General features: G+C 57.0%; 9 protein-coding genes and 2 pseudogenes. 8 read left to right on the forward strand and 3 right to left on the reverse strand.

The features are described from left to right. Positions 1-68 precede the first annotated feature (68 nt). The gene (locus tag T424_RS0102755; RefSeq protein WP_027486361.1) at positions 69-1,793 is read left to right on the forward strand and encodes an ABC transporter ATP-binding protein; all 1,725 of its coding nucleotides are present in this window, start codon (positions 69-71) and stop codon (positions 1,791-1,793) included. A 90-nt stretch (positions 1,794-1,883) separates the two neighbouring features. Here T424_RS0102755 and glnA read toward each other — a convergent pair whose 3' ends face one another. Together glnA and T424_RS0102770 are read right to left on the reverse strand one after the other, a co-directional pair. Continuing rightward, positions 1,884-3,293, reverse strand: a complete 1,410-nt coding sequence (glnA, locus tag T424_RS0102760; RefSeq protein WP_027486362.1) for a type I glutamate--ammonia ligase — start codon at positions 3,291-3,293, stop codon at positions 1,884-1,886. Positions 3,294-3,453: 160 nt separating this feature from the next. Then, on the reverse strand, positions 3,454-3,792 hold the full coding sequence (locus tag T424_RS0102770; protein WP_007601055.1) for a P-II family nitrogen regulator: 339 nt from the start codon (positions 3,790-3,792) through the stop codon (positions 3,454-3,456). Positions 3,793-4,126: 334 nt separating this feature from the next. Here T424_RS0102770 and T424_RS0102775 point away from each other — a divergent pair, with 334 nt between their 5' ends. Beyond that, a complete protein-coding gene (locus tag T424_RS0102775; RefSeq protein WP_027486363.1) occupies positions 4,127-5,644 on the forward strand; it encodes a bifunctional ADP-dependent NAD(P)H-hydrate dehydratase/NAD(P)H-hydrate epimerase in 1,518 nt (505 codons plus the stop codon). A gap of 453 nt (positions 5,645-6,097) precedes the next feature. Here the strand turns inward: T424_RS0102775 and uvrA are convergent, their stop codons facing one another. Then, on the reverse strand, positions 6,098-9,019 hold the full coding sequence (gene uvrA, locus T424_RS0102780) for an excinuclease ABC subunit UvrA (RefSeq protein WP_027486364.1): 2,922 nt from the start codon (positions 9,017-9,019) through the stop codon (positions 6,098-6,100). 263 nt (positions 9,020-9,282) lie between these two features. On the opposite strand from uvrA, the gene T424_RS0102785 reads away from it, so the two are divergent. The 6 genes and pseudogenes from T424_RS0102785 (at position 9,283) to bluB (ending at position 13,456) form a co-directional block, all read left to right on the forward strand. Further along, on the forward strand, positions 9,283-9,810 hold the full coding sequence (locus T424_RS0102785) for a single-stranded DNA-binding protein (RefSeq protein WP_027486365.1): 528 nt from the start codon (positions 9,283-9,285) through the stop codon (positions 9,808-9,810). Positions 9,811-9,878: 68 nt separating this feature from the next. Beyond that, positions 9,879-10,332, forward strand: a pseudogene (locus T424_RS20025) (helix-turn-helix domain-containing protein); the annotation flags it as partial. Positions 10,333-10,471: 139 nt separating this feature from the next. Further along, positions 10,472-10,828 (forward strand): hypothetical protein, encoded by a 357-nt coding sequence (locus tag T424_RS22825; protein WP_027486367.1) that lies wholly within the window; start codon positions 10,472-10,474, stop codon positions 10,826-10,828. A gap of 56 nt (positions 10,829-10,884) precedes the next feature. Beyond that, complete coding sequence (locus T424_RS0102800; protein ID WP_027486368.1) at positions 10,885-11,670, forward strand: glycosyltransferase family 2 protein; 786 nt, start codon at positions 10,885-10,887, stop codon at positions 11,668-11,670. A gap of 159 nt (positions 11,671-11,829) precedes the next feature. After that, a pseudogene (locus tag T424_RS21950) lies at positions 11,830-12,275 on the forward strand (integrase core domain-containing protein); the annotation flags it as partial. A 518-nt stretch (positions 12,276-12,793) separates the two neighbouring features. Beyond that, positions 12,794-13,456 (forward strand): 5,6-dimethylbenzimidazole synthase, encoded by a 663-nt coding sequence (gene bluB / locus T424_RS0102810; protein ID WP_027486370.1) that lies wholly within the window; start codon positions 12,794-12,796, stop codon positions 13,454-13,456. The last annotated feature ends 54 nt before the right edge of the window (positions 13,457-13,510 follow it).

The following is a 13,510-nucleotide window of genomic DNA, read 5'->3' on the forward strand; positions in this document are numbered from 1 at the left end:
GCTCTCCTCGATCCTTGCGATTGCCTCTCCAATGTCCTGCCAAATGCAGGCAAGCCAATGGATTACATATGCTGCGGCGTTTCCTTGCCTTTTACCGCCCTTATCGCGGACTGTTCATTCTTGATTTCTGCTGCGCCATCCTCTCCGGTTTGCTGGAGCTTGGCTTTCCCATGGCGGTCAAGCTGTTCGTCGATCACCTGCTGCCCACCGCCAACTGGCCGGTGATTCTCGCGGCATCGTTTGGCTTGCTGGCGGTCTATGCGCTGAATACCGGGCTGATGGCCACCGTGACCTATTGGGGCCACATGCTGGGCATCAATATTGAAACCGATATGCGCCGCATGGCCTTTGCGCATGTGCAACGGCTTTCCTTCCGTTATTTCGATAATGCCAAGACCGGGCATCTCATTGCCCATCTCACCAAGGATCTCGAGGAAATCGGCGAGGTGGCGCATCATGGGCCGGAAGATCTTTTCATCGCCGTCATGACGTTTTTCGGCGCGTTTTTGCTGATGCTGACCGTGAATGTGGAGCTTGCCATTCTGACAGCCGTGATCGTGCCGCTGACGGCCTGGGTCACGAGCCGTTATGGTAGCCGCATGACCCAAAATTTCCGGCGCCTCTACAGCCGCATCGGCGCTTTTAATGTGCGCATCGAAGAGGCAGTGGGCGGCATTCGCGTGGTGCAGGCTTTTGCCAACGAGCCCCATGAAAAGGCCCTTTTCGAAAAAGACAATCAGAATTATCGGCGCACAAAGCTCGAAGCCTACAGAATCATGGCCGCCAGCACCTCGCTTTCCTATATGAGCATGAGGCTCATTCAGATGGTCGTTATGATTGCGGGCGCTTATTTCGTGCTGGCCGACGAACTCTCTGCGGGCGGCTTTGTCAGCTTTCTGCTGCTGGTCGGGGTGTTTTTCCGGCCGGTGGAAAAGATCAACTCCGTGATCGAAACCTATCCCAAGGGTATTGCCGGTTTTCGCCGCTTCACCGAACTCATGGAAACCGCGCCCGACATTGCCGATGCACCGAATGCCATGGAGGCCCCGGCCTTCAAGGGGGACATCCTGTTTGCCGATGTCAGCTTCGGTTATCGCAGCGAAAAGCCGGTTCTCAAAGGCGTTGATCTTCACATTCGCGCAGGCGAAACGATTGCCTTCGTCGGGCCTTCCGGCGCGGGAAAAACAACGCTCTGCTCGCTGCTGCCGCGCTTTTATGAGGTCACGGGCGGGGCGATCCTTGTGGATGGCGTTGACATTCGCAGCATGACGCTCGCCTCGCTGCGCAGCCAGATCGGCATTGTCCAGCAGGATGTCTTCCTGTTCGGCGGCACGATCCGCGACAATATCGCCTATGGAAAACTGGGTGCCAGCGATGCCGAGATCATGGCCGCAGCCGAGCGGGCACGGCTGAGCGAGGTAATAGCGTCGATGCCGGACGGGCTCAATACGGTCATCGGCGAACGCGGCGTCAAGCTTTCCGGCGGCCAGAAACAGCGGCTGGCAATTGCCCGCATGTTTCTCAAAAATCCCCCGATCCTCATTCTCGACGAGGCAACCTCGGCACTGGATACGGAAACCGAGCGGGCAATCCAGAAATCGCTTGCGGAACTTGCCCGCGGCCGCACGACGCTTGTCATTGCCCACCGCCTGGCAACCATTCGCGATGCCGCCCGTATCGTCGTGGTGGACGAGCAGGGTATTGCCGAAATGGGTGGTCATCAGGAATTGCTGGCAGCGCGCGGCCATTATGCCCGGCTCTACGAGGCGCAATTCGCAGCCGCAGGGGCGTAAATCCTTCCTTCGCGATGCGAGGCCTACGGCCTCATGAAAAAGCCCGGTGGATGTTTCCACCGGGCTTTTCCGTCTCATTTATGCGATCGATCAGACCGAATAATACATGTCGTATTCCACCGGATGCGGCGTCATTTCAAAGCGCATGACTTCCTGCATCTTCAGCTCGATGAATGCGTCGATCTGGTCGTCATCGAATACGCCACCAGCGGTCAGGAACTTGCGATCCTTGTCGAGGCTTTCCAGAGCTTCGCGCAGGCTGCCGCAAACGGTCGGGATCTTCTTCAGTTCCTTCGGCGGAAGATCGTAGAGGTCCTTGTCCATGGCCTTGCCGGGGTGGATCTTGTTCTTGATGCCGTCAAGGCCAGCCATCAGCATGGCGGCAAAGGCAAGATAGGGATTCGCGGTCGGGTCGGGGAAGCGAACCTCAACGCGCTTGGCTTTCGGATTGGTGCCGAAAGGAATACGGCACGAGGCCGAACGGTTGCGGGCGGAATAAGCCAGCAGAACCGGCGCTTCATAGCCCGGCACCAAACGCTTGTAGGAGTTGGTGGACGGGTTGGTGAAGGCGTTGATGGCCTTTGCGTGCTTGATGATGCCGCCAATGTAATAGAGGCAGCTCTCGGAGAGGCCCGCATATTCATCGCCGGCGAAGGTCGGCTTGCCGTCCTTCCAGATGGACTGGTGCACGTGCATACCGGAGCCGTTATCGCCGAAGATCGGCTTGGGCATGAAGGTTGCCGTCTTGCCATAGGCATTGGCAACCTGATGGACCACGTATTTGTAGATCTGCATCTTGTCGGCATTGCGCACCAGCGTATCGAACTTGATGCCAAGCTCGTGCTGGGCTGCGGCCACTTCGTGGTGGTGTTTTTCGACCACGACGCCCATTTCGGACAGAACCGTCAGCATTTCCGAACGCATGTCCTGGCAGCTGTCGATCGGCGGAACCGGGAAATAGCCGCCCTTGACGCGGGGACGATGGCCCAGATTGCCCGTTTCGTAATCGGTGTCGTCGTTCGACGGCAATTCGTTGGAATCGAGCTTGAAGCCGGTATTGTAAGGATCGGCCTTGTACTTCACGTCATCGAAAATGAAGAATTCGGCTTCCGGGCCGACGAAGATGGTATCGCCGATGCCGGAGGCCTTCAGATAGGCTTCTGCCTTCTTGGCCGTGCCGCGCGGGTCGCGGTTATAGGCCTCGCCGGAAACCGGATCGAGAATGTCGCACATGATGACCATGGTGGACTGGGCAAAGAACGGATCCATGTGGACCGTATCGACATCCGGCATCAGCACCATGTCGGACTCGTTGATCGCCTTCCAGCCGCCAATGGATGAGCCGTCGAACATGACGCCATCGACGAACATGTCTTCATCGACGCAGACCACGTCCATCGTCAGATGCTGGAGCTTGCCCTTCGGGTCGGTAAAGCGCAGGTCAACGAACTTGACGTCATTGTCCTTGATTTGCTTGAGAATGTCGTTTGCGGTCGTCATTTATTCTGTTCCTCGATTGAGATGACGATATATGAAAGCCGGCCTCCCTGTGCCGGTGTTTGCCGGACGGCCATGAACGCCGCCCGCATGTCGCAATGGGCTTTTGCCGGAAGACTGTGGTCATCCCGTGATCTGGCCGGCATTTCTCCTCATCTGCCGGTCAGATGGCGTCCACGCCGGTTTCGCCGGTCCGGATACGAACCACTTCCTCGATGTTGGATACGAAAATCTTTCCGTCGCCGATGCGACCGGTTTGGGCGGCGTTGCGGATCGCGTCGATGACTGCCTCGACGTTTTCGTCGGCCAGTACCACCTCGACCTTAACCTTGGGAAGAAAATCCACCACATATTCAGCGCCGCGATAGAGCTCGGTATGGCCCTTCTGGCGTCCAAATCCCTTTGCCTCAGTGACCGTAATGCCTTGAAGGCCGACTTCCTGAAGGGCTTCCTTCACTTCGTCCAGCTTGAAAGGCTTGATGATCGCTTCGATCTTTTTCATGAGAAAATGTCTCTCCGCTTCCCTCATTGATGCAGGCTTATCCTGTTCGCCCTGCGATGATGCACATGTCGTGCCAATTCGGTGCGCGAATTGCGATAAAATTGGAAGAACACCCGCATTGCCAGAGTAGTTTTGCCCAAAGCCGTGAAAAATACCAGAGGTGGATGCGTGTTTTTTGTGGGCAGAGCCAAATCCGTTTTGCTGAAGAACTATTCAGATGAGATGAAAAAATGCGCATGATGATGCATTAATAATATGCAAATGAGTAATAAATCAGCATTTTTGGTATTTTATTCCCCTTGCTCTTGGCCCTGCATTTGGCTTGAATAGCATCATGCGCACAAAGAACTTCCATTTCCTGCTTTCACCTGCGGCCATGGGCCAGGTCGATGCTGCCGCCGCAAGCTTCGGCCAGTCTGGCTTCGAGCTCATGCGACGGGCTGGAGAGGCGGTTGCGGCGGCAGCGCTCCGGCATTTTCCCGGCGCGCTTCGATTTGTGGTGCTATGCGGGCCGGGCAATAATGGCGGGGATGGCTATGTGGCGGCTGCCGCGCTTCTGCGGGCGGGATGCCGGGTTGCGGTGCATCATCATGGCGACCCCGCAGCACTGCGGGGCGATGCAGCGCAGGCGCGGACGGTATGGCAAGACGAAACGGAAAACGTCCGTTCCATCCTGCCACAAGCAGAGGAAGGCAGCGGCCTTGAAGACTACTGCCCACAGGAAGGTGACGTCGTTATCGATGCACTGTTCGGTGCGGGGCTGGCGCGAGCCGTGGATGCGGCTATTGCCGATGTCATCGACCGGATCGCAGCAAAGGAAATTCCGGTGATTGCGGTGGATTTGCCCTCGGGTATCGATGGGATGACAGGGCAGGTGCGGGGTGCGGCCTTCTGTGCATGTCTCAGCGTGACCTTCATGGCAAAAAAGCCCGGACATGTGTTGCTGCCCGGACGCGAGTTTTGCGGTGCGCTCGAGGTTTTCGATATTGGCATTCCGAAGCGGATCCTGACAATGCATCAGGGGCTTGTGGCCGAAAACCATCCTGACCTTTGGCTGGCGGCTCTTCCAAGGCTTGCGGGGGCATCGCATAAATTCACGCGCGGTCATCTGACCGTGTTTTCCGGACCCCCTTCCGCCACCGGCGCTGCCCGTCTTTCCGCGCTTGCAGGCCTGAAGGCGGGCGCGGGCCTGGTGACACTTGCATCTTCCGGTGCAGCCCTTCTCGTCAACGCCAGCCAGACGACCGCTATCATGGTGAAGCGGCTGGATGATCTCGACGATCTCTCGGCCTATCTTGATGACCGGCGCATGAATGCCTTCGTGCTCGGTCCGGGTTTCGGCATCGGCGAAAAGGCACGCGCATTCGTGCTGCGTTTGGCAGAACATCGCCTTCTGCTGGATGCCGATGGGTTGACCTCCTTCAAGGAGATGCCGGAAATTCTGTTCGGTGCTTTTTCAGCGGGGGAGGTACGGCTCGTTCTAACACCGCATGAGGGAGAATTTGCCCGGCTTTTTCCTGATATTGCCGCAGACCGGAGCTTGGGAAAGATTGAAAAAGCCACGCGGGCTGCAAAGCGCGCCAATGCCATTATGGTCTATAAAGGTGCAGACAGCGTGATCGCCGGTCCCGACGGGCGCGCCATCATTAATAGCAATGCGCCGCCAAGCCTTGCCACGGCTGGTTCCGGCGATGTTTTGTCCGGCGTGATTGGCGGATTGCTCGCCCAGGGCGTACCGGCTTTCGAAGCCGCTGCGGCCGGTGTCTGGTTTCACGCCGAGGCGGCGCAACGCGCAGGCAATGCCCTGACGGCTGAGGATCTTGCAGCGCATATCAGGACCACCTTGCCTTGATCAGCCGCCCCGCAAAATAACGCACTTCAGCCGCCAAAAGCATGTCACGCAAAAGTGTGAAGCGGTTTTGCGATAACGACTGCGCCAAAACAATGACTTAAAGCGTCAGGAGCGAATCTGAACACAGTACACGACGCTAAGGTTTTGCGTGTGGTTAACCCCCCTCTGCCCTGCCGGACATCTCCCCCTCAAGGGGGGAGATCGGCAAGATCAAGGCCCTGCCTGAATTCCTGAAAAGGCCGTCATCACAAATAGTCGTTGAAGAATGGCGCTTTGTCGGCATTGCAATCTCCCCCCTTGAGGGGGAGATGCCTGGCAAGGCAGAGGGGGGTAGGCCACGCCAAATTCCTCAGCGTCGTGTACTGTGGAATCTGAAAGATCGCGACACACCCTAATCCGCCCCGAATGAAACAAGGATCTAAAATTCCTTGCTTCCGTTAAATATCCTCCCGCCTATTCCGCGGCTTGCGTCTTTTTCATCGGCCGGCGCTCCAGAAGCTCCTTGAGGAACTGTCCTGTATAGGAGGCTTCTACCTTTACCACATCTTCCGGCGTGCCTTGCGCCACGATGGTGCCGCCGCCATCGCCGCCTTCCGGGCCGAAGTCGATGATCCAGTCGGCGGTCTTGATGACTTCGAGATTGTGCTCGATCACCACCACGGAGTTGCCCTGGTTGACCAGCTCCTGCAACATTTCCAGAAGCTTGGCGACATCGTGGAAGTGCAGACCCGTCGTCGGTTCATCGAGAATGTAAAGGGTGCGTCCCGTCGAGCGTTTGGACAGCTCCTTGGCCAGCTTGACGCGCTGCGCCTCGCCGCCGGAGAGCGTATTGGCCTGCTGGCCGACCTTTATATAACCAAGGCCGACATCGAAAAGTGCCTGCAATTTGTCGCGAACGGCCGGAACCGCAGAAAAGAACTCCACGCCTTCCTCGACCGTCATATCAAGCACATCGGCAATGGACTTGCCCTTGAAGGTGACGTCCAGCGTTTCACGATTATAGCGCTTGCCGTGGCAGACGTCGCAGGTGACATAAACATCCGGCAGAAAGTGCATCTCGATCTTGATCACGCCATCGCCCTGGCAGGCCTCGCAGCGCCCTCCCTTGACGTTGAAGGAAAAGCGTCCCGGCTGATAGCCGCGCGCCTTTGCTTCGGGCAGGCCCGCGAACCAGTCTCGGATCGGCGTGAAAGCGCCGGTATAGGTTGCCGGGTTTGAGCGTGGCGTGCGTCCGATGGGGGACTGGTCAATATCGATGACCTTGTCGATAAATTCGAAGCCGTCGATGCGCTCGTGCTCGGCAGGATTTTCGCGTGCGCCCATGATGCGGCGCGCCGCTGACTTGTAGAGCGTCTCGATGAGGAAGGTGGATTTTCCGCCGCCCGATACCCCGGTAACGGCGGTAAAGACGCCAAGCGGAATGGCCGCAGTGACATTCTTGAGGTTATTTCCCTTCGCGCCGAAAACCTTGATCTGTTGACCTTTTTTCGGCTTGCGCCTTGCATCGGGAACTGCAACCCCGAGCGCTCCGGTGAGGTATTGTCCGGTCAGCGAGTTTGCATTGGCCATGATCTCGCGGGGCGTGCCCTCCGCCACAACCTGTCCGCCATGAACGCCGGCTGCCGGGCCGATGTCCACGACATAATCGGCCGTGAGGATCGCATCTTCGTCATGCTCGACAACGATGACCGTGTTGCCGATGTCTCGCAGATGTTTCAGCGTATCCAGCAGGCGGGCATTGTCGCGCTGATGCAGGCCGATGGAGGGCTCGTCCAGCACGTAAAGCACCCCGGTCAATCCGGAGCCAATCTGCGAGGCAAGCCGGATACGCTGGCTTTCGCCGCCGGAAAGCGTGCCGGACGCACGCGACATGCTGAGATAGTCCAGCCCGACGTCGTTGAGAAAGGTCAACCGCTCGCGGATTTCCTTGAGAATACGGGTTGCAATTTCATTTTGCTTGTCGGTCAGCTTGGCGGGAAGGTCGTTGAACCATGCGCCTGCCACCCGGATCGACATTTCCGTGACCTGACCGATATGCTTGCCGTCGATTTTCACCGCGAGCGCCTCGGGCTTCAGCCGGAAGCCGTTGCAGGCGGGGCAGGGCGCGGCAGACATGTAGCGCTCGATTTCTTCCCGCGCCCAGGCGCTGTCGGTTTCTTTCCAGCGCCGTTCGAGATTGGGAATGATGCCTTCGAATGTCTTTGTGGCGGTGTAGGAGCGTGAACCGTCGGTATAGGTGAACTCCACGGCTTTTGTCGTGCCGTGCAATATGGCCTTTCGGGCGTCCTCCGCGAGGTCTGCCCATTTGCTCGTCAGCTTGAAGCCATAGACCTTGCCCAGGCCTTCGAGCGTCTGATTGTAATAGGGTGATGAGGATTTTGCCCAAGGCGCAATCGCACCATCCTTCAGCCGGACCCCCTGCTCGGGCACGATCAGCGCGTCATCGATTTTCTGCTGGAACCCCAGGCCATCACAGGTCGGGCAGGCGCCAAAAGGGTTGTTGAAGGAAAACAGCCGCGGCTCGATTTCCGAAATGGTGAAACCGGAGACGGGGCAGGCGAATTTCTCCGAAAACAATACTCTTTCGTGGGTTTCGTTCAGGGATTTGTTCGCAGCGCCACCGGCGGAGGTTTCCTCTGGCGGCAGGGGCTTGTCGGCAAATTCCGCCACCGCCAGACCGTCCGCCAGCCGCAGGCAGGTTTCCAGACTGTCGGCAAGGCGGGAGCCTATATCGCTGCGCACCACGACGCGGTCCACCACCACGTCTATGTCGTGCTTGTATTTCTTGTCCAGGGTTGGCGCTTCGGCAATCTCGTAGAACTGGCCGTCGATCTTGACGCGCTGGAAGCCCTTCTTCATCAGCTCGGCAAGCTCTTTCTTGTATTCGCCCTTCCGGCCCCGGATCATCGGCGCCAGAATATAGAGCCGCGTTCCTTCCTCGAAGGCCAGAATGCGATCGACCATCTGGCTCACGGTCTGGCTTTCGATCGGCAGGCCGGTGGCGGGGGAGTAGGGCACCCCGACGCGGGCAAAGAGCAGGCGCATGTAATCGTAGATTTCCGTCACCGTACCGACGGTGGAGCGCGGATTGCGCGAGGTGGTTTTCTGCTCGATGGAAATTGCCGGTGAAAGGCCCTCGATCTGGTCTACGTCCGGCTTCTGCATCATCTCCAGAAACTGCCGGGCATAGGCCGAGAGGCTTTCCACGTAGCGGCGCTGGCCTTCCGCATAGATCGTGTCGAAAGCCAGCGAGGATTTGCCGGAGCCTGAAAGCCCGGTCATCACGATCAGGCTGTTGCGTGGCAGATCGAGATCCACATTCTTCAGGTTATGTTCACGCGCACCACGCACGCGGATGGTTTTCAATTCACTCATGATATGGCTCGGCTAACAGGAAAGCGGCTGGAACGACGTTCCTTATTTAGTCATGGGTAGCGTTCTGTCGAGGCGGTCCGGGGCGATTTGCGCGCCCCGATGCGAATCCGTTGACAGGACCATAACAAATATCTAGAACAAAGAAAGAACATATTTCGTTGTGGATTGTGGTCATTGCCGATGCCCTTGTCAGGGCACAATGGGGTAAGGTTAAAGCTGATTAAGGTTTGAAGCCGCGTTCGCGCGGCAATGAGGTGAGTATCATGGCTGGTAGCGTCAACAAGGTTATTTTGGTGGGCAATCTGGGTGCCGATCCGGAAATTCGCCGCACGCAGGATGGACGTCCCATTGCCAATCTGCGCATCGCCACCTCCGAGACCTGGCGTGATCGCAATTCCGGCGAGCGCCGTGAAAAGACCGAATGGCACACCGTTGTCATTTTCAATGAGGGCCTGTGCAAGGTTGCCGAGCAATATCTGAAGAAGGGCTCGACGGTTTACGTCGAGGGTCAGCTTCAGACCCGCAAATGGCAGGACCAGAACGGTAACGACCGTTACTCCACCGAAGTCGTGCTTCAGGGCTTCAATTCCACGCTGACCATGTTGGGCGGTCGCGGTGACGGCGGCGGGGCAAGCCGTGGCGGCAATGACTTCGGCGGTGGCGGTGGCTACGACGATTACGGCATGGCGCCCTCATCGGGCGGTCGTGGCGGTTCATCCGGCGGCGGCCGCGGTTCTTCGCAGCCTTCCGGTGGCTTCTCCAACGATCTGGACGACGATATTCCGTTCTAGTGATTTGATCGAGACAAAAGATTCCGTTCCGAGATTCGCAAGTGGTCCAGATTGTGCGACATTTGGGGATGCGCACAGGGATCAGATTTGACGTCACAGCCGCCTACCGAGTTCGGCTTGAAGCCATCATTGGCGCTCTGACTTCTGCGCAGAAACATGTGTGGCGAGCGAAGATCATATCTTGATGAGCGGCGACGGTCTGGGAACATTCGCCATCATGGAGGTGAAGGGAAAATCCAAACCCTGCGTTTGGCGCTGGCAGGAGCGTTTCATGTCCGAGAGTGTCGATGGCCTCCTGCGCGACAAGAGCAGGCCGCCCGGCATTGCGCTGCTTGATGGCGACTTGTTGAGCAGGTCGTGGCGCTGACACTTGAGACACCTCGACAGGAGGCAACGCCTTGGACCGTTCGCGCGATGGCGAAGGCTGTTGGGATTGCCGCCTCTTCGGTCGTGAAGATCTGGCATGAACATGGCCTGGCGCCGCACCGCTGGCGCAGCTTCAAACTGTCCAACGACAAGGCGGTCCCCGTCATTCTCGACAATTACGCGACCCACAAACAGCCGAAGGTCCGAAAATTCCCGAGCCATGGTTTTTCTCCGATGTTGAGGAGTTCAGGTTTCAGTGCTAGGCAGAGTGCCGATATCAGGTCAGGAGTTTGCTATGAGCGAGACCAGAACACAGCAAGAGATATTCGACATTGTTTACCGAGGGCTGGCGGCGCAGGGTTTCCGCCGTAGCGAGAGAAACTATCGATCTGCCTACCGTGGAGAAGGTGGGCTTAAATGTTCCATTGGCCACCTTATTCCAGATGCCCGTTACGTTCCCGAACTAGAAGGTCGAGCGACGACGGATCCCCTCATCCGAGAGGTAGCAGGGATTGAAGAAGCTAATGCCGAGTTCATGGAAGACCTACAGGCTGCGCACGATGCTTCGGACGCTGTTGAAGATACTCCCACTTACATGAGGAAAAGGCTCGAAATGTCCGCGGCCAAATACAACCTCGTCATCCCCTCCTGATATTTCTCCTACTCCTCAGAAAGTTCGCCTATGTCGCCATCCCTTGGGACTGCAATTTGCACATACAATCGATCCGCAGCTTTCGCTGGCTTTTGGCCTCCCTCCGCACGTTCACGGACACCAACTTTCACCTAGTCGTTTGCGAGGACGGCGGCGCCGATGAAACAGTTCGCATCTGCGATGGCCTTGGCATCCCTGTAGTGACAGGTAAAAACCGCGGCATTTCGTGGAACAAGAACCGCGGCCTCTATTGGCTCGTCAATCATACAGACGCCACGCATATCCTCATCATTGAAGACGACATGATCGCCTTTGAGAAAGGCTGGCAAAAGAGCTGGATGGCTGCTATCGACAAATGGGGCCATGTTAACTGGGCCAACGATCATCACCTTAAACCCTACCTCGAGAGCCGCAACGTAACGGGGAAGGGAAGTATCGAAGATCCTTATTTCGCAAACGTTCTAACGGGCTGTCTTATGGGATTCTCGCGCGAGGCCATCGAGAAGGTTGGGTACTACGATCCCAGGCTGGCGGGATATGGCTTTGAGCACCTAGACCTTTCGTTCCGTCTCAAACGCGAAGGGTACGGCATTGTATCGACCCCAGACGGCAAAGGCGGAAATCTCGTCCGCTACGTGTCGTTGGAAGCCGGGATGAATATGAAGGTTCTGCCCTCCCCTTCCGATAAGTCACGGGTCTCAGCCAATAAAGAACTGTACGAGAAGATTAGGAACGAAGCCACTTTCCGGCTCCCGTGGTTGAATGAAGTTGACGAAGCGATCCTCAAGACGGAGATCGATGTGGCGCTGTCGCGTCGGAAGCGACAGGCGCCATGGCTGTAATCCCTACGGCACCTGCTTGATGACATTCCCGCTGGCTGTGTCTCGCCAGAAGGCACCAGATGTGGCCGGGGCTGCTGTCGGGAGGTTGAGGCCAATGATCCTGTCGATTTCCACGCCACCAGTCCCCTGACCTCGCAAACGAAGCGGAACATTGGTCGTCGCGTTGCCTTCGCGCTCGGTTGCTGTGATCGCGAAGCCATTGCCCATGTCGCGACAACAGAGGGCATCAGGAGTGAGGACGTCCAGGACCTGATCATTACGGCTGTTGAGAACCGCTTCGGTCTCATCAATGCCCTTCCAAAGCCAATCGAATGGCTGACGGAAACGGTTCCTGCTTCATCGCGAAGGACACCAGGTCACTGCTTGTCGATATCGGCACTGAGCCTTGCTCCACGCCCATTCGCAGCCCTCAATCCAATGGGATGGCAGAGGCTTTCGTTAAAACATTCAAGCGCGACTACGTCTCAGTGAACCCTCGACCAGACGCCGCAACCGTCATCGCGCAACTGCCCTCATGGTTCGAACACTACAATACCCTTCACCCGCACAAGGCATTAGGGTATCGCTCGCCTCGTGAGTTCTTAAACCGTCAAACAGAAACCTGATCCTGTCCGGTTTTTGAGGAGCAGCTCCAGATTGTTGTCATAAAGACGTCGGCACGGTGGTCATACCGGGTAGCGACACGCTGCCAATCCTTGAGTTGGCTGAACATGTTCTTGATCTTATGACGTTGTAGGCGTTGGGCTTTGCAGAAATCATACCACGGGTCATTAAAAATGACTCTTGGTATTCCCCTTTCGAATATCTCAAGCCTCTGACGCAATTGAAATATTTGAAATTCCTTATAATAATCCCTCCTCGACGCCGAAAAGGCGACGCGAAAAACCTATGCCCAAACCCTTGAAAACGGACATGAGAATCACACTCCTTCCCTCATGGCAGATTAACAGGTCCCGACCCTAGCTTTCGAAAAAAAACGGTACAAAAACGAAGAAAGATAACCCTCAAGCCCGTTTGGAAAAAGTGGTCGGGACCGGGGCAGTTTCGGAACTGGGAAATTCCTGTATTCATCGGTCCCAGTATGATGGCAAATCGGAGGAGTGAGCCCGTGGACAATAGTAACATGACCACAGCATCGGCCTTTTCCGAAGAGGAAAAGGCAGCCGTTTATCGCGCCATTATGACGCGCCGGGATGTTCGCGATGAATTTTTGCCGGATCCGATCGAGCCCGAAACGCTCATGCGCATTCTCGAGGCTGCTCACCACGCGCCGTCGGTCGGTTTCATGCAGCCCTGGAATTTCATTCTTGTGCGGGACGAGGAAAGGCGCAAGGCTGTGTTCGAGGCCTTTTCACGCGCCAATGACGAGGCGGCAGAGCTTTTCAGCGGCGAAAAGGCGGTGCTTTACCGCCAGCTCAAATTGCAGGGCATTCTCAAGGCGCCGCTGGGTATTTGTGTTACGTGCGATCCTGACCGGGCCGGTCCCGTCGTGCTCGGGCGGACCCATAATCCGCGTATGGACAGTTACTCGACGGTCTGCGCGATCCAGAACCTGTGGCTGGCCGCAAGGGCCGAGGGCATCGGTGTGGGCTGGGTCAGCATTTTTCACGATGCCGACCTGCGCGCCATCCTCAACATTCCAGCGGGCATCGAGATTATCGGCTGGCTCTGCCTTGGCAAGGTGTCGGCCCTGTACGACCAGCCGGAATTGCAGGTCAAAGGATGGCGCGACCGCCTCGCACTCGAAGATTTGATTTTTCACGAGGAATGGAGGCGGGAGCCTTAAAGCATTTTCAGGAAAAGTGGTCCACGGTTTTCCGTCCGAAAATGCGTCAATCAG

The organism is Allorhizobium undicola ORS 992 = ATCC 700741 (genome assembly GCF_000621665.1).
GTDB classification, from domain to species: domain Bacteria; phylum Pseudomonadota; class Alphaproteobacteria; order Rhizobiales; family Rhizobiaceae; genus Allorhizobium; species Allorhizobium undicola.

Coding starts and splice junctions, on each gene's coding strand:
- T424_RS0102770 (WP_007601055.1), bottom strand. CDS start 3,792: ATGAAAAAGATCGAAGCGATCATCAAGCCTTTCAAGCTGGACGAAGTG.
- T424_RS22825 (WP_027486367.1), top strand. CDS start 10,472: ATGAGCGAGACCAGAACACAGCAAGAGATATTCGACATTGTTTACCGA.
- uvrA (WP_027486364.1), bottom strand. CDS start 9,019: ATGAGTGAATTGAAAACCATCCGCGTGCGTGGTGCGCGTGAACATAAC.
- T424_RS0102775 (WP_027486363.1), top strand. CDS start 4,127: ATGCGCACAAAGAACTTCCATTTCCTGCTTTCACCTGCGGCCATGGGC.
- glnA (WP_027486362.1), bottom strand. CDS start 3,293: ATGACGACCGCAAACGACATTCTCAAGCAAATCAAGGACAATGACGTC.
- T424_RS0102785 (WP_027486365.1), top strand. CDS start 9,283: ATGGCTGGTAGCGTCAACAAGGTTATTTTGGTGGGCAATCTGGGTGCC.
- T424_RS0102755 (WP_027486361.1), top strand. CDS start 69: ATGCTGCGGCGTTTCCTTGCCTTTTACCGCCCTTATCGCGGACTGTTC.
- bluB (WP_027486370.1), top strand. CDS start 12,794: ATGACCACAGCATCGGCCTTTTCCGAAGAGGAAAAGGCAGCCGTTTAT.